Annotated in this window: 17 protein-coding genes; 12 read left to right on the top strand and 5 right to left on the bottom strand. The window is 46.0% G+C overall.

Annotated features, from left to right (window positions below; all coding sequences use genetic code 11):
* Positions 1 to 16 precede the first annotated feature (16 nt).
* The 5 genes from MAHAU_RS07715 to MAHAU_RS07695 all read left to right on the top strand — a co-directional run bounded on the left by MAHAU_RS07715 (position 17) and on the right by MAHAU_RS07695 (position 7,352).
* Positions 17 to 1,006, top strand: a complete 990-nt coding sequence (locus MAHAU_RS07715; protein WP_013781160.1) for an AAA family ATPase — start codon at positions 17 to 19, stop codon at positions 1,004 to 1,006.
* A gap of 11 nt (positions 1,007 to 1,017) precedes the next feature.
* Positions 1,018 to 1,899, top strand: coding sequence for a DUF58 domain-containing protein (locus MAHAU_RS07710; RefSeq protein ID WP_013781159.1), 882 nt, complete (start codon positions 1,018 to 1,020; stop codon positions 1,897 to 1,899).
* Positions 1,896 to 3,710: a VWA domain-containing protein gene (locus tag MAHAU_RS07705; RefSeq protein ID WP_013781158.1), complete on the top strand. Its 1,815-nt coding sequence runs from the start codon at positions 1,896 to 1,898 to the stop codon at positions 3,708 to 3,710. The genes MAHAU_RS07710 and MAHAU_RS07705 overlap by 4 nt, the downstream gene beginning before the upstream one ends.
* Positions 3,700 to 6,546, top strand: coding sequence for a VWA domain-containing protein (locus MAHAU_RS07700; protein WP_013781157.1), 2,847 nt, complete (start codon positions 3,700 to 3,702; stop codon positions 6,544 to 6,546). The genes MAHAU_RS07705 and MAHAU_RS07700 overlap by 11 nt, the downstream gene beginning before the upstream one ends.
* A gap of 98 nt (positions 6,547 to 6,644) precedes the next feature.
* Positions 6,645 to 7,352 carry a TIGR01906 family membrane protein gene (locus MAHAU_RS07695; protein ID WP_013781156.1) on the top strand — a complete coding sequence of 236 codons (708 nt, stop codon included), beginning with the start codon at positions 6,645 to 6,647 and terminating at the stop codon, positions 7,350 to 7,352.
* A 28-nt stretch (positions 7,353 to 7,380) separates the two neighbouring features.
* On the opposite strand, the gene MAHAU_RS15750 is transcribed toward MAHAU_RS07695, so the two are convergent.
* Together MAHAU_RS15750 and MAHAU_RS07690 are read right to left on the bottom strand one after the other, a co-directional pair.
* On the bottom strand, positions 7,381 to 7,545 hold the full coding sequence (locus MAHAU_RS15750; protein ID WP_013781155.1) for a hypothetical protein: 165 nt from the start codon (positions 7,543 to 7,545) through the stop codon (positions 7,381 to 7,383).
* A gap of 434 nt (positions 7,546 to 7,979) precedes the next feature.
* Entirely contained in the window at positions 7,980 to 9,140 is a 1,161-nt protein-coding gene (locus MAHAU_RS07690) for a uroporphyrinogen decarboxylase family protein (RefSeq protein ID WP_013781154.1), read from the bottom strand.
* A 158-nt stretch (positions 9,141 to 9,298) separates the two neighbouring features.
* On the opposite strand from MAHAU_RS07690, the gene MAHAU_RS07685 reads away from it, so the two are divergent.
* The 7 genes from MAHAU_RS07685 to MAHAU_RS07655 all read left to right on the top strand — a co-directional run bounded on the left by MAHAU_RS07685 (position 9,299) and on the right by MAHAU_RS07655 (position 15,629).
* Entirely contained in the window at positions 9,299 to 10,102 is an 804-nt protein-coding gene (locus tag MAHAU_RS07685) for a helix-turn-helix transcriptional regulator (RefSeq protein ID WP_013781153.1), read from the top strand.
* Between the two features lie 91 nt (positions 10,103 to 10,193).
* Positions 10,194 to 10,391: a hypothetical protein gene (locus tag MAHAU_RS07680; RefSeq protein WP_041643960.1), complete on the top strand. Its 198-nt coding sequence runs from the start codon at positions 10,194 to 10,196 to the stop codon at positions 10,389 to 10,391.
* 200 nt (positions 10,392 to 10,591) lie between these two features.
* Entirely contained in the window at positions 10,592 to 11,956 is a 1,365-nt protein-coding gene (gene nagZ / locus MAHAU_RS07675) for a beta-N-acetylhexosaminidase (protein WP_216086229.1), read from the top strand.
* A gap of 18 nt (positions 11,957 to 11,974) precedes the next feature.
* Entirely contained in the window at positions 11,975 to 13,036 is a 1,062-nt protein-coding gene (locus tag MAHAU_RS07670) for a uroporphyrinogen decarboxylase/cobalamine-independent methonine synthase family protein (protein WP_013781151.1), read from the top strand.
* Positions 13,037 to 13,145: 109 nt separating this feature from the next.
* Complete coding sequence (locus tag MAHAU_RS07665; RefSeq protein WP_013781150.1) at positions 13,146 to 14,171, top strand: alpha/beta hydrolase family protein; 1,026 nt, start codon at positions 13,146 to 13,148, stop codon at positions 14,169 to 14,171.
* A complete protein-coding gene (locus MAHAU_RS07660) occupies positions 14,146 to 14,847 on the top strand; it encodes an ABC transporter ATP-binding protein (protein WP_013781149.1) in 702 nt (233 codons plus the stop codon). The genes MAHAU_RS07665 and MAHAU_RS07660 overlap by 26 nt, the downstream gene beginning before the upstream one ends.
* On the top strand, positions 14,847 to 15,629 hold the full coding sequence (locus tag MAHAU_RS07655) for an ABC transporter permease (protein WP_041643958.1): 783 nt from the start codon (positions 14,847 to 14,849) through the stop codon (positions 15,627 to 15,629). The genes MAHAU_RS07660 and MAHAU_RS07655 overlap by 1 nt, the downstream gene beginning before the upstream one ends.
* 70 nt (positions 15,630 to 15,699) lie before the next feature.
* Here the strand turns inward: MAHAU_RS07655 and MAHAU_RS07650 are convergent, their stop codons facing one another.
* The 3 genes from MAHAU_RS07650 to MAHAU_RS07640 all read right to left on the bottom strand — a co-directional run bounded on the left by MAHAU_RS07650 (position 15,700) and on the right by MAHAU_RS07640 (position 17,945).
* Positions 15,700 to 15,879: a 4Fe-4S binding protein gene (locus tag MAHAU_RS07650; protein ID WP_013781147.1), complete on the bottom strand. Its 180-nt coding sequence runs from the start codon at positions 15,877 to 15,879 to the stop codon at positions 15,700 to 15,702.
* 84 nt (positions 15,880 to 15,963) lie between these two features.
* Positions 15,964 to 16,926, bottom strand: a complete 963-nt coding sequence (locus MAHAU_RS07645; protein WP_013781146.1) for an ABC transporter ATP-binding protein — start codon at positions 16,924 to 16,926, stop codon at positions 15,964 to 15,966.
* A complete protein-coding gene (locus MAHAU_RS07640; RefSeq protein WP_013781145.1) occupies positions 16,923 to 17,945 on the bottom strand; it encodes an ABC transporter ATP-binding protein in 1,023 nt (340 codons plus the stop codon). Before MAHAU_RS07640 ends, MAHAU_RS07645 begins: the two co-directional genes overlap by 4 nt.
* Positions 17,946 to 17,958: the final 13 nt, after the last annotated feature.

Raw genomic sequence — 17,958 nt, 5'->3', positions numbered from 1 at the left:
GATATGAAAGGGGTACATGATGGACGATATAAGTGCCGAGATGATAGAATCTTTCGCCGATAAGGTGAGATCCATAGAGAGCGAGATATCCAAGGAGATCATAGGCCAGCGCGACATAATACGCCAGGTGCTCATGACCGTTATAGCCGGCGGCAATGTTTTGCTGGAGGGCGTGCCCGGCCTAGGCAAGACCAGGCTGGTCAAGACGCTGGGCCACGTGCTGGACCTGAGCTTTAACCGTATCCAGTTTACGCCCGATCTCATGCCGGCCGATATAACCGGCACCAATGTCATAGTGAAGGACGAACAGGGCAATAACAGATTCAGTTTTCAAGCCGGGCCGGTATTCGCCAATATAGTGCTGGCCGATGAGATAAACCGTGCCACGCCCAAGACGCAAAGCGCGCTTCTGGAGGCCATGCAGGAGCATAGCGTGACGGTGGCCGGGCAGACGCGCGGCTTGCCCGAGCCATATTTCGTATTGGCCACACAGAACCCGTTGGAGCAGGAAGGCACCTATCCGTTGCCAGAGGCTCAACTGGACCGCTTCTTTTTCAAGCTGCTGGTAGATTTTCCTTCCCTCGATGAGCTGCACGCCATTATAGATCTGACCACTGCCGGCGATGAGATAACCGCGAATAAGGCGGCCGACGGCGACGTTATACTGCATTTGAGGGAGATAGCCCGGCGTGTACCCATAGCCCGTGGCGTACAGGATTACGCTCTAAGACTGGTGCTGGCCACTCACCCTGAGATAGACGGGGCGCCGGATGTCGCCAAACGCTATGTACGCTACGGATCCAGTCCGCGCGGCGCTCAGGCTATAATAGCGGCTTCCAAGGTCCGTGCGCTTATGGAAGGTCGTTATAACGTGTCGTTCGACGATATAAAGTATACGGCATATCCCGCACTGCGCCATAGGATATTTCTGAACTTCGAGGGCCTGGCCGAAGGCCGCACGCCGGACGGCATTATAGACGAGATAATAAATGCTTTGGCCGAATAGGGGATGACGCAGTGGCTCAGACGCTTTTGACTCAGGATTTTCTACATAAACTTGAGCATTTATCGCTGTCGGCGCACATGTTGGTTAAAGGCGATGCCGGTGGTAACCGCAAATCCGGCGCTAAAGGTAGCTCGGTGGAATTCTCGGATTATAAGGAATACGTACCCGGCGATGATTTCCGGCGCATCGACTGGAATGCTTACGCGCGCTTTGAAAGGCTTTTTATCAAGCTTTTCACCGAAGAGAGGGAGACCGTCGTTACCGTCTTTCTCGATTGCAGCAAATCCATGGACTGGGGGCAGCCCAACAAGGGATTTTTCGCAAAGCAGATAGCCGCGGCCCTCGTGTATATCGCGCTGTCCAATTTCGACAGGGCGGCGGTGTCGGCGGTGAATCAGAAGGCGCGGGCGAGCATGAAGGCCCTTTCGGGCAAACAATCCTTTTGGCGCGCGCTCAGGTTCATAGACGATATCGCTTTTGACGGCAAGACCGGCCTGTCGGGCGCTATAAAATCATATGAGGGGCTGGGCTCAAAAAGCGGCATATCCATCATATTGACCGACCTTTTTTCCGAAGACGGTTACAAAGATGGGATAAAATACCTGCAATACAAAAAACAGGATGTTACCATAATACATATACTGGCGCCTCAGGAACTGGAGCCGCCGTGGCAGGACAGCGTGCGGCTGCTGGACATAGAGGGCTATGAATACCGTGATATCACCATAAAACAGGACGTGCTGTCGGCTTATAGGAAGGCTTTGGACGATTTTATCGACGATAACCGCCGGTTTTGCTATGAGCACGGCGTGCATTATATCCCTGTCAGCAGCGCGGCAGGTGTGGACAGGGTTATATTCGACAACCTTTTCAAAATGGGGGTTGTGAGATGAACTTTATCAACCCGTGGGGTCTGTTATTCGGGCTGTCCATTCCAGCTATAATACTGCTTTACCTGCTCAAGCAACAGCATGAAGACGTGGAGGTATCCAGCACCTTTCTGTGGAGGATGGCTTTGAAGGATGTGCAGGCCAGTCAGCCGTGGCAGCGCTTTAAAAGAAACCTGCTGTTACTGCTCCAGCTTTTGGCCGCGGCCGTTATGACGCTTATGATAGCCAGGCCTTATTTGGCATCGCAGGCTCAGGGTTACGATTATGTGGTCATACTGGATGCATCGGCCAGCATGCGGGCCGTCGATGTCAAGCCTAGCCGCTTCGACAAGGCCAAGGGGGAGATAGATAAGCTGATAGATGGTTTGTTGCCTAAGGAGCATATGAGCATCATAACCGTTGACGGCAAGGCCCGCATAGCCGCCAATTGGTCGTCGGACAGGGCAGTGCTCAAGGATGCGCTCAACGGCTTAAAACCCGGTAACGCGGCCGATAATATGGATGACGCCGTATATCTGGCCCAGGCCATGCTAAAGGAGCGCAAGGATGCGCGCGTTTATATATACAGCGACAAGCCGTATGGCTTTGACGATAAGGCGTATCAGTCGGTGGTCATACGCGGCGATCCGATTAACAGGGCGGTAGCGGGCGTCAGCTATACCGCGGCCGACGACGGCATAGCTGTGTTGTCCAAGGTAGCCAACTTCGGCGGCGACGCGACGCTGTCGGTGGAGTGCCTGGCCGATGGTAAGACAATAGATGTAAAAGAGGTAAACATACCAGCAGGCGAGGCAGCCGATGTTTATTGGAACGATATACCGGATAACGCCGGCATCATAGAGATACGCATATTGAATGAAGATGACCTCATGGCCGACAACGCCGGATGGGCTGCCATACGCGCCGCCGATAAAGCCAAGGTGCTGCTGATCACGCAGCGTAACGCCTTTTTGGAAAAGGCATTGAGCCTTAGAAACGATATAGAGGTATTTAAGACAACATATGATCAGGCGGGCGATATGAGCGGCTACAGGCTGTATATATTCGATGGCTATATGCCGGCAGAAACGCCCAAAGACGGCAATATCATAGTATTCAATCCCAAGGGCGAAAATGATATGTTGAAAGTCGGCGCCTCTTATGAACCGAGCGGCGTTAAAGCCCGGGATCTGTCGACATATGCTGATCTTATGAAATACGTCCGGCCCGAAGAATTTCATATAGCTAAAGCCGTGGATATAGAGGTCCCGACGTGGGCCGACGTGTTGTTCGGCGATGAAACCCATCCGCTCATGCTGGCGGGTGAGCAGGATAGCAGGCGCATAGCGGCGTTTGCGTTTGACCTTCACGACAGCGATATGCCTCTTAAGATGGATTTTCCCATACTCATGCAAAATGTGTTGGCATGGATGCTGCCGCCGGTCGTGGACAACGATGTGCAGATTTATGCAGGCAGCGACGTCGACATAAACCCGCTGCCGCAGGCCGAGAATGTAAACGTCATAACGCCGTCGGGCAAAACCGTGGCAGTGGCGCCGCCATTCCCGCCGGCTCCTTTCGCTTATGCCGATGAGGTGGGCGTGTACACCGTCGAGCAGCGGTGGAACGGTGGCTCAGCCAAAGGGTATTTTACGGTGACCATACCTACGGAGCAGGAGTCCGATCTTGCGGCGGATGGTAAGTCATATGCTCAAGCGCCATCTCAGCAAACCGGCGCAAATCCTGTATCGCGCACCGAATTGAAGCCTTATCTGGCATGGCTCGCATTGTTGTTAGTACTCATAGAATGGCAGGTATATCAACGTGGCTATTGATTTCATAAACCCATGGCTGCTATTGCTGGTGGTGCCCGTCGCGGCTTTTATAATATGGGCGTCGCGGCATGGCCGCCGTACGAGAAAAGACAGGTATGTCACGGCCATACGCATGGTCATAACGATGCTCATAATACTCTCTTTGGCCGGATTCAGCCTGAAGGTGCGCAGCGATGAAACGGCCGTGGTGTTCGTAGCCGATCTCTCGGCCAGCATGTCTGGAGCAAAGGATGCTATGGCTGACTTCATAAAGCAATCGATGGAGTTTAAGCCCGAGGGGTTTAAAACCGGCGTGTTGGCATTCGGCAAAAACGCTTTGGTGGAGCAGTCTATAGCTGACGAAATGAATTTCAGACAGTGGGAAACCACGCCCGATGTCAATCATACCGATATCGACAGCGCCCTTCAGACGGCCGGCGCCATAATGCCGGGCGACGCCGGGAAACGCATAGTGCTCATGACCGACGGCAATCAAAATACCGGCGACGCCGTAAAACGGGCGATGGCGCTGGCACAGCAGGGGGTGCGCGTGGACGCCGTTTTTCTGGACAGCATGCCCGAACAAGAGGTGCAGATAACATCATTGGATATACCGTCCGAGCTTTATGAAGGCCAAAGCTACGACATAAGCGTGGCGATAGACAGCACGGTCAATGCATCGGCTGTTTTGAGGCTATACGCTGATCGCCAACTCATCGGGCAGCAGGATGTGCAGATACAGAAAGGCGAAAATAGGTTTATATTTAAGGACAAGGCTGATACCAGCGGCATAAAAACATACGAGGCCGAACTGCAGACGGATAAGGACGGTGTGCTTCAAAACAACCAGATGGACGCTTATGTTAATATAAAAGGCGTTCCTACGGTGGGAATAGTGGAAGGACAGGAGGGCGAAGGCCGCGAGATTATAAAGATATTAGAGGCGGCCGATATAAAAACGACTTTGTTCACTCCTCATACGTTACCATCGGATCTGGAGGAGCTGAGGAAGTTTCAGGCCCTTATACTGTGCGACGTATCGTTCGACGATATCGGAGAGGAGAGGATGCCGGCCATAGATTCCTTCGTCAAGGTATTGGGCAGGGGGATGCTGGTCAGCGGCGGCGATAACAGCTATATGCTCGGCGGCTATATGGGCACGCAGCTTGAGAAAATGCTGCCGGTCGATATGGACCTGTCGAAGAAGGCCGATATACCCTCATTGGGATTGGTACTGGTCATCGATAAATCGGGCAGCATGACCGATGGGCAGTACGGCATAACCAAGTTGGAGATGGCCAAAGAGGCAGCCATACGATCTACCGAGGCGCTCCGCCCCACCGATTCGGTGGGCGTTATATGTTTCGACGATGCTGCGTCTTGGGTGGTCGGCATGCGGCAGGCTGACGATTTGGCCGAAATACAGGACAGCATAGGTACCATAAGGCCGGGCGGTGGCACCAATATGTACCCTGCGCTGGACCTGGCCTATAAAGCGCTCGAGGAGGCCGATACCAAGCTGAAGCATATAATTGTGCTGACCGACGGTCAGTCAGCGACCGGCGACTTTGACGGTATTGCTCACCGGATGGCCGAAGACGGCATAACGCTCTCATCGGTGGCTGTGGGTATGGACGCGGACAAAAACTTGTTGTCGCGCCTGGCTGAGATAGGCAACGGACGTTATTACTATACCGACGAATTCAGCAATATACCCAAGATACTTACAAAGGAAACCTATCTAGCCACGCAAAGCTATCTGCAGAACCGTACCTTTTATCCCACTGTAACCGGTTATTCGCCTATCATAGCTGATTTCCGATCGGGCTTTCCGCTGCTGCACGGCTATACGGCCACCACTCCGAAACCATTGGCTAACGTGGTATTGTCCAGCGACCGCTCAGATCCCGTATTGGCGCAGTGGCAGTACGGTTTGGGCAACGTGGTGGCGTGGACAAGCGATCTGCGCGGCGCATGGACGCAGGATTGGCTGACATGGGATAAAGGCGCCGAGTTCTGGCTTAACGCGGTGTCGAGCATACTGCCGTCGGACGAACAGTCAGCGGGTTTGATACAGGTGGAGCGCGATGGCGACAAAGGGAAATTGACGCTGACAACCGATAAAACGACGCAGTCCGACGCCGTCGTCATAGCTCCCGACGGCAAACAGCAGAGCGTGGAGCTGCAGGCCAGTCGCCCCGGGCAGTACAGCGGCAGTTTCGATATAGACGAACCTGGCGTTTATCTAGTCAGGGCGCAGCAGCAGGAAGATGGCAAGGTTATAAACGCCGTCGACAGCGGGCTTGCCATTACGTACTCCCCGGAATACGATATAAGGTATAAAAGCTCAAAGCGGCTTTTGGAACAGGTGGTAGCCAAAACCGGCGGCAGAATCATAGATAGACCGGAGCAGGTTTTTGCCGATGATTCGGAACCGGTATGGAAACAGACCGAGCTTGCTCCATATCTTCTGCCGCTGGCCCTGCTGCTGTTCGTATTGGATATAGCGCTGCGGCGCCTTAAGATAGAAGCGCTGTGGGCTGCGCTGATGGCCAGTCTGCCCGAGCGCCGTAAATACCGCCCCACTCAAGCCGATGAGCAGTCGGTTAATCCGGCGCATATCGATGTCAAGCTTGTATCACCGTCTAAGCCGGCAGCCGAGGGCGCTCGAAAACTCGATGAGCGATCGGATGAGCGGTCTGCAGTGGACGTGCGGGTGGCTGATAAGCAGCCAACAGCGGGCGAACAGACGGCTGATGAGCAGCCAGCGACTAACAAGCAGGAAAATGGTCAGCCCGCGGACATAGCCTCGCGGCTTATGGATGCCAGGCGCACGCACAGGCAAAAAAGGCTGTGACAATGGGAAATTGTGCCACTCTATGGGAAATGGGAGCATGGGCCGGAGGTTGACCATTACCAAGCGTGGCTATGAATCGAAAGAGAGGAAGTGGAAACATGAATAAAGCAATATCTGTAGTTTTTACTATTATATTGGCTGTAGCATTACCTATAGCTATAGTGCTTACATCGGTACAGCTTGTGGCATTTAACCAAGGCTTTTTTATGAAAGAATTCGAGAAGTACGACAGGGCGGAAGCTACTGGCATGGATAGGGATCAACTGAGCAAGGTAGCGCAGGCATTCATAGATTATCTAAGCTTGCAGAAGGACGAATTAAATATGCAGGTTGTGGTGAACGGTCGGCAAAGGCTGCTATTCAACGATAAAGAATTGATGCATATGGATGATGTACGCGGCCTGTTTGAAAGCGGATTTGCTTTGCGGCTGTGGGCCGCAATCTTAAGTATTGTTTCTATAGCTGTCGTAGGGTTGTGGGGGCATACGAAAGGTATAGACGGTATTGCAAGGGCGTTGGCTTGGGCTGCCGGAATTCCTTTAGCACTAGGAGCCATTGTGGCTCTGCTTCTGGCTACTGATTTTGACCGCTGGTTTGTATACTTTCATTTGACTTTTTTCAACAACGACCTTTGGCAACTGGACCCATCGACTGATACGCTAATAAATATATTTAATGAAGGCTTTTTCGCCGACGCGGCCTTTCGCATATTGCTATATGCCGCTACGGCCATGGTGGTTATATTTGCGGCATCGATGGCATGGATCGCATACAGTAATAAAAAAGCTCCCAAGAATCAACAGTAGAAGAGGCCTTGGGGGCTTTTATCCAAATTTATGCCATGCGTTTTTTGCTAGAATATATGCTATCATATCCCTTATCCATTTCGTTTTCTTTTTCTATCATTTCATCCGAGTATTTGGGTTTTATCGTTTTATACTCGTACATTATCGCTGCTACTATAGCTACTATAGCTACAATTGCTATAATCCAAAACATTTATTTCACCTCCATAGTGAATATTTATAATCTAAATCCTGCAAAATCGATGTAAGCATCTTTTTGTAAAAACTAATTATATTATATAATACGCTATTTGAAAGTCAATAGGCTATTATATTATGAATGGACGATTGATGAATTATTCACAAGGCATTGATATAATAATGTTGTTATAAAAATAGCATTGTATATTTGTTTATTGATTATAGGAGCCGGAAACTGGTAGAGTATCGGTTCTATAAATCGCCCTAGCACCGATGTGCACTTAAATATTAGATATTATATTGCATTGTGAAATATACGTCATATATAAATGTATTTCTGCGTTATTATATGATGAGCTTGGAGTAGAAAAATATAAAATTATCAAAATTCTATAAAAAATAAACGAAGGGCCTTCCGCTATCTGAGTTGTGAAAGGCCCATATAGTTCAGGCAAATTCCAACATACGCTTGCGAAAATGCATATAATCGTTGAAATCGACCTCTGCAGGAACGCCGTGGTCGCACGTTGGTATATAGCCACCTCTTTTTTTCATAATGGGGAGTATGCTGTCTACAAGCTTGTCGATGGCATTTTTCCCTCGTGCCAACTCCCTCTTATCGATACCTCCGCGGATGAGTAAATCGGGATATTGCTTTCCAATCTCTATGACATCGCATCCAGAGGCGACTTCAAAAGGACTCATGTAATCCATTCCGATATCTTTGTAGAGGGGTATAACGGAGGCAGCATATCCATCGGTATCGACTTGAAAATACAGATGGCGGTTTTTATCGATTTGCCGTGCCTTTATATTTGAGATAAGCTGTTGATAATAAGGGAAAAGATACTCTTTTATCATATCCGGCGAAATCAATGGTCCGTGATTATAGCATATATCTTCACCTATATAAAACTCGTCGATGGTTACGTATTGCTGATGCTTTGCTATTATGCTGTCAGCAAGATTAAACCATGTTTCCATACAGCTATGGATCAATTCTGGCTGATCATAGAATTTATAAAGCAGGTCTACCGGTCCCATCAGGCTGCGCAGATACATATAGGCACCAATTACATTTTGCGTTATGATCATTCCTTTACCCGCACATTCTTTGGCCTTGGTCATTTTTTGTTCAAGATCATCGTAACGTCCGGGAGTATCGGGGTTTAACCGCCATTTGCAATTTTCCTCCCATGTTTTCATATCCTTTACGGGATGAGTCAAATACTCGGGCATAAAACCATCCCTTCGCCCCTTAAAGAACAATACATGGCGGCCTGCGTAATCCTGTACTACTTCGTAATCACCTCTATCTTCAATAATTTTTTCTTCAAAAGCAGGACAAAAAGCCGCTTCAGTCCAACCAAGGCCGCCTAAGCTGAAATTCCCAGGTTCATCGTAGCCGAAAAGCTTGCTCAAATCGGTATTATCGTTTATATACCCTTCCTTCATCCAATGCTCAAGAGAATAAAATCCGAATTCGCATTGATATATCGGCGCATCGGGCCTTTTTTCATAGAAATCCCGCAGCTTTCGCGCTCCTTCGCTCATTTTTTCTTTAGGTACCATACCGTGAATGCCATCTTCTACAATTGCTTGTTCCATGTTGCTTTGCCTCCATCATAATAAAACTCAGGTTTTCAACTATTATATATATAACATACATTTAACGCAAAATAAATGCAAAATACGGACGAAAATATATAAATTACGGCAATAATGTTGTATAATAAAGATGCAAATTAAGAAACCGGGAGGATACTATGGATTTTGATTTTTCCAAGACGAATAAACCTACATCAACAGTGTCTGTAGCATTGAATACTGTTTATGTACTGTATGCCGATCCAACCTATGATGTTTATAAATCTGGTGTTAGCGGAAATGATATGGTTGCTTTGAGGACGTTGGCTGGGGAGGGCAAGATTAAAATCGAAGGTTACGAAGAAATAACAGTAACGCCATGGACGTTGATTTTCTGCAAGCATAGGGATATACGCCGATATTACTGCAGCGATGAAATGTGGGATTTTTGGTGGTTTGAGTTTGTTGTAAACGACGCGTTTGAATTGCCGTTAAATAGGCTGCTATACTTTGATGCTGTTGATGACGAAATACGGCATTTCAAGGTATGCCTGGAAATGCTTCGTATGGACAATTATGCCTCAAAATCGGTAGCTTCCGCTACATTCAGTTTGTTACTTCATCGATGGATGGTGAATTGGTATAACAACAACGGGCATAAAAGCCCGCATCAGGCGGCTATTGAAAATATCATCGCTTATATAAAAGCTAATCCCGGTGATAATGTTATGATAAAGGCTATGGCAGATGCGGTCGGATTAAGTGAACGCCGGTTCCGCGAGGTTTTTAAAAGCATCGTGGGGCAACAGCCTAAAAAGTTTATTGAATCCATTCGCCTTGATACAGCGGAAGAATTATTGAAGAACACCCCTCTGTCGATAAATGAAATAGCATTTCGGCTGGGTTATTGCAGCCCATTTCATTTTAGCAAGGCGTTTCGAGAAGCTTATGGCGTTTCCCCTTCGCAGTTCAGGCGAGGATAACTTGCGTAAATGCCTGAAGGTTTAAGACAATGGCTTGACGATGCCATATATAATGATATAATACAAATATACTTGTAAGAGGATAATTAAGGTGTGTGAGTGTAAACGATGGCTATGCTGTATACAGATCCAAGAGGAAAGGAACAGCGCCAAAGATTTGGAAGATGCCGCGTGGCATATGGTAGAAAAGACAAAGATATATGAGCCTAAAGTTGAAATGCATGAAAGATATATGGAGATTTATGAGAAATATCGAAAGGTCTATGGAGCGGTGAGGCCATTGGTATAAAGGCAGTGATAAACGAGCCACTGGCGGCCGGATTAAAATTCTGTAATCCTAAAAGGCATGATTAGAAGTCTGCTGCTTTTGTATTTGAGCTGATAGATGATAAACTAATGTTATAGTGTATTTGCTATTAGAAAAGGTATAGTATTGTTATGCGAGGGAAACATGCTAAAAAGCCAAAGCCTTCAGGGGGCATAATTGCCTTGATTATTCTACTTGCGGTTATAATTTCGATAGCTGCCGCTGCAAATGTCGATGTTATTAAAAGTAAGCTGGCTGAGTTGCAGGGAAGTAATATGGCCGGTCAGCTGGGGCAAGAACTCGAACCACAAACTGATGGTCTTGAAAAACGAACTGATTCTGTGCAGAATCAAGACAGTGATGCCGGTTCATCTGATAATGGCACCGAGTCTTCCGGCAGCAATGAGAATGAACCGCCGGCGAATACGGAAGAAGATGAGATACAAGCACTTATCTCCACCATGTCGCTAGATGAGAAAATAGGTCAAATGCTTATAATAGGCTTTGATGGGTATAAAGTTAATACCCAAGTCGTAACCATGATAAAAGATCGTAACATCGGAGGCGTAATACTGTTTAATCGGAATGTGCAAGGCGATAAGCAATTAGTGCAGCTTAACAATGAGCTGAAATCGCTTAACAAAAACAACAGATTGCCTCTTTTTATATCTGCTGATCACGAAGGTGGAAGAATATCGCGCTTGCCGAGAAGAGCTACGGATTTTCCGCCCAATTTGGCAATAGGCAAAAAGGACTCTACCGAATTGTCTCAAAAAATAGGGTCGGTGTTGGGCAGTGAAATGAAGGCCTACGGTTTTAATCTTGATTTTGCGCCAGTGCTGGATATATTCAGCAATCCTAAAAATACTGTAATAGGCGACCGTTCCTTCGGGAAGGATCCATATACGGTAGGTCGATTGGGAATTGCTACTATGAAAGGTATAAAATCAGCGGGCGTGATCCCGGTAGCAAAACATTTCCCAGGACATGGCGATACCACTGTGGATTCTCACATGGAGTTGCCGATATCATATAAAAGCTTGCAGCAACTAAAGTCATTTGAACTTTTACCTTTTGGCGAAGCCATAGAGCAGGGAGCCGATATAGTGATGGTGGCCCATATAAAATTACCCGAAATAGATAAATCAGGCCTACCAGCCTCGTTATCGTCTGTGATTATAACCAATCTGTTGCGCGATGATATGGGCTTTGATGGCGTGGTTATCACAGATGACATGGAGATGGGCGCAATAGTTAAACATTACAATATAGGCGATGCTGCTGTAAAGGCCATAGAGGCTGGTGCCGATATAATATTGGTATGCCACACCTATAAAAACCAGATAGAGGCTATTGAAGCTATATCTGAAGCCGTTAATGATGGTCGTATAAGCCAACAACGTATCGATCAATCGGTTAGGCGCATAGTGATGCTAAAGCAGAAATACGAATTGTCCGATGAACCGGGAAATATAGATGATGTTTTCAAGTATGTTGGGAGTAAAGCACATAAAAACATAGCCGACGAAGTATATATGGAGAATTAGATATAAGGAGGAAAATATATGTTATATAAGCAGGATTGGGGAAATGTCAAGAAGGCATACGAGGCTTGGTGGAATAAAGATTTGGATTATCCGTTGTTGCAGGTGACTAGCCCTAAAGAAGGAACAAGATACACGAGCTATAATGGGTGGGAATTTTTACAATATAAATGCTGCCCTGAGAAAGCTTTGGATATCTTTGAGGAAAGTTGCCAACATATATATTTTGGAGCCGAGGCATTTCCGAATATTTGGATGAACTTAGGCCCCGGTTCATTGGCATCATATTTTACAGGCTTTCTTAAATTTGATCGAGAGAATAATACGGCATGGTTTGAGAGCCCACGTTCGTGGGAAAAAGTAGAAGCATTGGAATTTAAGGAGGATAATGAATGGTGGAAATATACTAAATATATAACTGAGCTTTCTGCAAAAAGGGGTAAGGATAAATTTATAGTAGGAACTACGGATATAGGCGGGGTTCTTGATGTTCTTTCATCTTTTAGAGGGGCGCAGAACCTTCTGGTAGATTTGATAGAAGAGCCTAACATGATATTTGACATGTCGGAAAAAATACTTGAAGCATGGTTTAAGGTTTATAGCGACTTATATAATATAACAGAAAAATATCAGGATGGAACTTCCGCATGGATGGGCATATGGTGCCCTAAAAGATGGTATCCTCTGCAATGTGATTTTTCCGCAATGATATCTCCGAAAATGTTTGAAAGATTTGTGGCGCCTTATTTAAGAAAGCAATGTGAGTGGTTGGATTATAGCATTTATCATCTTGACGGCCCCGGAGAAATACCTCATTTGGATATATTATTGGATATTCCAGAGTTGACCGGTATCCAATGGGTTCCTGGCGATGGTAATTATCAATGCGATTCCCCGGAGTGGTTTCCAATGTATAAGAAAATATTGGCCAAGAATAAACTTTTAGTTTTACAATCATTTGATAATAAAGATAATATACCAAATGTATTGCGAGAAGTGGGAGGTAAAGGCATCTTGTTCTCTACTTGGTTTGATAATGAAATTAATGCCGAGAGATTTATTGAAAAAATAAGAAATGTATAGTTGTGTAATAAAAGGCGATGAGGATTTTATTATGCGTTTAGATGAAATGGCAAAGTTATTTGCATTGGTAAAGTGACATATTTAATCGAAAGATGGAAAGGAAAGTATTATGACGGACGAGCTTAGGCCTTTGTACTCGTTGGAACGGTTATATGATACATCTGCGTGCTCTATGGGCTTTGATCTAACTAACTTATCGGATTTCGAAAAATGGCGCGTGCAGCTAAAGGATAAAATCATAGAACTTATAGGAGAATTTCCGGATAGAGTACCATTGGAACCACAAGTATTGGAGGAAAAAGAATTTAATGGCTATATAAGGGAAAAAGTGCTGTTTCACAGCGCTCCTTACATAGACGTGTCTGCATATGTACTGTTACCTAAGAATGTAAATGATAAAGTACCTGGTGTTGTGGCCGTGCATGGACATGGATACGGCAAAAATGATTTGGTAGGATTATGGGAAGATGGCACAGAACGTTCGGTACCTGATGGTTATCAGAAAGATTTCGCACTGGAGATAGTAAGAAGGGGCATGGTCGTGATAGTACCAGATCAGATGGGTTTTGGAGAACGGCGCGAGCTTGAAGATAGTGAAAAAGGTTATAACACGAGCTCTTGTCGCAAACTGGCTTTTTGGGCACAGATGCTAGGCAAAACAGCGGTGGGCATGCGTGTATGGGATATAATGCGCTGCATAGATTATCTTCAAATGTTACCGCAGGTAGATGATAGGCGCATAGGATGTATGGGTATATCAGGGGGAGGGACGACGACGTTGTTTACGTCGGCACTTGATGAGCGCATAAAGGCTGCTATAATCAGCGGTTATTTATGTACGTTTAAGGATTCTATTCTCTCTGTAAACCATTGTGAGTGTAATTATATACCTGGTATTTTGAAATACGCCGAGATGTATGATATAGCTTGCATGATAGCACCGCGACCGCTTCTAGTTGAAAGCGGTACTCATGATGATATATTTCCTATCAAGGCGGTGGATATTGCCTATAATCACGTTAAAGATGCTTACACTTTATTAAAGGCTGATGATAAGTTGGATAGGGATATATTCGAGGGTAGGCATCAGATTAGCGGACGCAAGTCGTATGATTGGCTTAAACGATGGCTGTGATGTGGATATTGCGGAGGGGATAGAATTGTTTGAAATTAAAAACTTAAAATATAAAAGCATTTTGAATGTAGAGTATCTTAATATTCCTGATAGAAAAATTACTTGCATAGTGGGCGAAAGCGGCAGCGGTAAAACCACATTGCTTCGGCATTTGAATAACCTTATAAGCCAGGACAGCGGGCAGATACTTTACAAAGGCGTGGATATAGAGAGTATGAATCCTATAAGCTTAAGACGGCAGGTTGTCATGGCTCCGCAAAACCCTGTAGTATTTAATGGGAACGTCCGCTATAATCTAATAATAGGGTTAATGTTTTCCGAAAAACCGATGGTAAATGATGATGTATTGAAGCGCTGGATGGATTTGGTACATTTAAATAAAGGTCTGGATGAGAGTATTGATAAATTTTCTGGTGGAGAAAAACAGCGTTTATGTCTGGCAAGGATATTGGTATTGGAACCGGAGGTGTTGTTACTGGACGAGCCGTCATCGGCGTTGGATGAAGATACGGAATATTTAGTTGTGAACAATATCGTGACTTATGCTAAGGATAACGGCAAGACGGTGGTTATGGTTACGCATAGCAAGTCAGTAGCTCAGCGATATGGCGATGTTATAATTACCATAGACAAAGGGCGTGTAAGCGATGTGGAGCAGAAAGAAGGTGCGATATGATGAGCGGTATAATTGATCTTGGTATATGGCAAATGCTTTCAGCTTATGTATTCGTACTGATAGTTGTATGGATAGTGTGGAGCAGGCGTATAGGGCGTGAGAAAGAAATCCTTATATCGGCTATACGCATGACCATTCAACTTATAGCTGTAGGGTATATACTGGCCTATATATTCGAGCATGCCAATCCTGCATATACTTTCGCAGCACTTGCGGTTATGGAGGTGTTCGCGGTATACAATGCGTATCAGCGCATAAAGGTTAAGTTAAATCCTCGTCTTAAAAAGATAATGGCGGTTTCACTGGTATTAGGCACTATGGGAAGCCTATTGTTTTTCGTTTTAGGTGTTGTGCGTGTAAAACCGTGGTATAATCCGCAGTATTTCATACCACTAGGAGGCATGATAATAGGTAATTCAATGACCGGTATAACGCTTGGTGCCGACCGTGTGCTAGATGGTATGCGCACTAAAAAAGAGCAGGTAGAAATGGCGTTAATGCTGGGTGCGACGCCTAAAATGGCTGCCAAACAAATAGGGGATAATGCCTTTGAAACAGCTATACTGCCCACTGTCAATCAAATGATGGGGATGGGCATAGTATTTCTCCCCGGTATGATGACCGGGCAAATATTGTCAGGCACGTCTCCTCTGACAGCTATAGAATATCAGATAGCCATAATGTTAGGCATATTAGGCAGCGTGTCATTGAGCGTAATTTTATTCGTTATATGGAGCTATAGGGCATTTTTTAACGATAGAGCACAATTAGTAGATGAATAATAATTAGAGATTAAAACAATAGCGATAAACAGTTAACTGTTTATCGCTATTGTTAATATACGGAATTTGTTTATTCAGCCAGATGTATGCAGTCTACCGGACATACTTCCACGCAATTAGCATCCTCAGTGCATTTATCCGGGTCGATAGCGTATACGCCATCATCTGTCTCATGAATAGCGCCCTCAGGGCATTCCGGTTCACATGCGCCGCAAGCTATGCAATCTTCCGCTTCTATGAAATAAGCCATTATAAAATTCCTCCCTTGTACATCGTTTATTTTTTATCATTGCTGCCATTATATCGTATTTTTAAGCTCAATGCAACGATGAATTTATTCATATAAATAACAAGCTACGCTATGACCGCTGCCTTTATCTTCTAATAGAGGTGCCTTTTCAGCGCAGATAGGCATGGCTTTCGGGCAACGGCCGCAAAATTTACATCCAGGCGGCGTATTGATGGGGCTAGGTACATCGCCTTCCAGTAAGATGCGCTGTCGCGATGCTTCGATATCGGGATCGGGTATAGGTATAGCCGACATCAACGCTTGCGTATAAGGGTGAAGCGGATTTTTATAAAGCTCCGAACTAGAAGCTGTCTCCACTATAGATCCCAGGTACATAACGGCTACGCGGTTGCTTATGTGTTTCACCATGCTCAGATCATGGGCTATAAATAGGTAAGTGAGACCAAGCTCATGCTGGAGCTGTTCGAGCAGATTGACGATCTGCGCTTGTATCGATACATCTAAAGCCGATATGGGCTCGTCGCATATAATGAATTTGGGTTCTATAGCTAAAGCTCTTGCTATGCCTATGCGCTGGCGCTGGCCGCCGCTAAATTCGTGCGGAAAACGACTGGCATGTTCTTCGTTTAAGCCTACCATCGCCAACAACTCATATATGCGTTCCTGCCTGCGTTTGCCACTATAAAGGCCGTGTATATCTATGCCCTCCGCTATTATGTCCCCTACGGTCATCCTTGGATTCAAAGAAGCGTAAGGGTCTTGGAATATCATCTGGACAAGTTTCGTATACTGCTTGGCAGCATTACCGCTCAAATGCACGATATCTCGCCCCTCGAACCATATTTCACCATCAGTGGGTTCGTACAGGCGGGCTATGGTACGACCAGTAGTGGATTTGCCGCAACCGGATTCGCCTACTAGACCGAAAGTTTCGCCTTTGTCTATATAAAACGATACATCGTCTACAGCCTTAAGTCGTGCATTGTGGCCAGCACTAAAATATTTTTTAAGGTGTTTCACTTCCAGCAAATGTTGTTGTTCTTTCAAGACCTTACACCTCCTAGTGTTACTGGCCGTTCTACCTTCGGAGCTTCAGGATGCAGCAGCCAGCAACATGCATAATGGCCTCCACTTATGGGCATAGCCTCAGGTGGCTGCTGTCTGCATATGCGCATAGCATACTGACAACGATCGGCGAAAGCGCAGCCAGGAGGTGGTGCCAATAGATCTGGTGGAGTACCGTTTATGGGTACCAGCGGCTTTTTTTCATCGCTGTCCAAACGAGGCACAGACTGCAATAATCCCCAAGTATAGGGATGGCGGGGTTCATAGAATATATCTCTTAAACTGCCCCATTCTACAGCTTCTCCGGCGTACATGACCATTACGCGTTGAGCTATATCAGCTACTATACCGAGATCATGAGTTATCAATATTATTGCTGTGCCGGTCTCACGCTGCAGATCCTTCATAAGATCGATGATCTGAGCTTGTATAGTAACATCCAGAGCTGTGGTAGGTTCATCGGCTATTAAAAGTTTTGGATTACATGCCAGAGCTATGGCTATCATAGCGCGCTGCCTCATACCGCCGCTAAATTGATGGGGATAATTGTTAACCCTATTGTCAGCATTGGGTATCTGCACCATTTTTAGCATATCTATAGCGCGTTGTAATGCTTGATTCTTGGACATATGCTGATGCTTTATAAGCCCTTCAGCTATCTGTCGTCCTATAGTCATAGTAGGGTTTAACGACGTCATAGGGTCCTGGAATATCATTCCTATTTCTGAGCCCCTTATATTCTCCATCTGTTTATCATTGAGAGTGGTTATATCTCTATTGTCGAATATTATATTCCCGCTCTTTACTCTACCTGGAGGAGATGGAATAAGACCCATTACAGTCTGGACTGTTACGCTTTTACCACACCCGGATTCACCGACTATAGCCAGAGTCTCCCCTTTATCCACATAGAAGCTCACGCCGCGAACGGCTTGTACCTCACCGGCATAGGTATAGAATGAAACGCGCAGGTCTTTTATATCAAGTAAATGTTGTGTCATATCTTCACCTCTC

The organism is Mahella australiensis 50-1 BON (genome assembly GCF_000213255.1).
In the GTDB taxonomy this organism is placed as follows: domain Bacteria; phylum Bacillota; class Clostridia; order Mahellales; family Mahellaceae; genus Mahella; species Mahella australiensis.
This window is presented reverse-complemented; position numbering and strand designations above follow the sequence as displayed.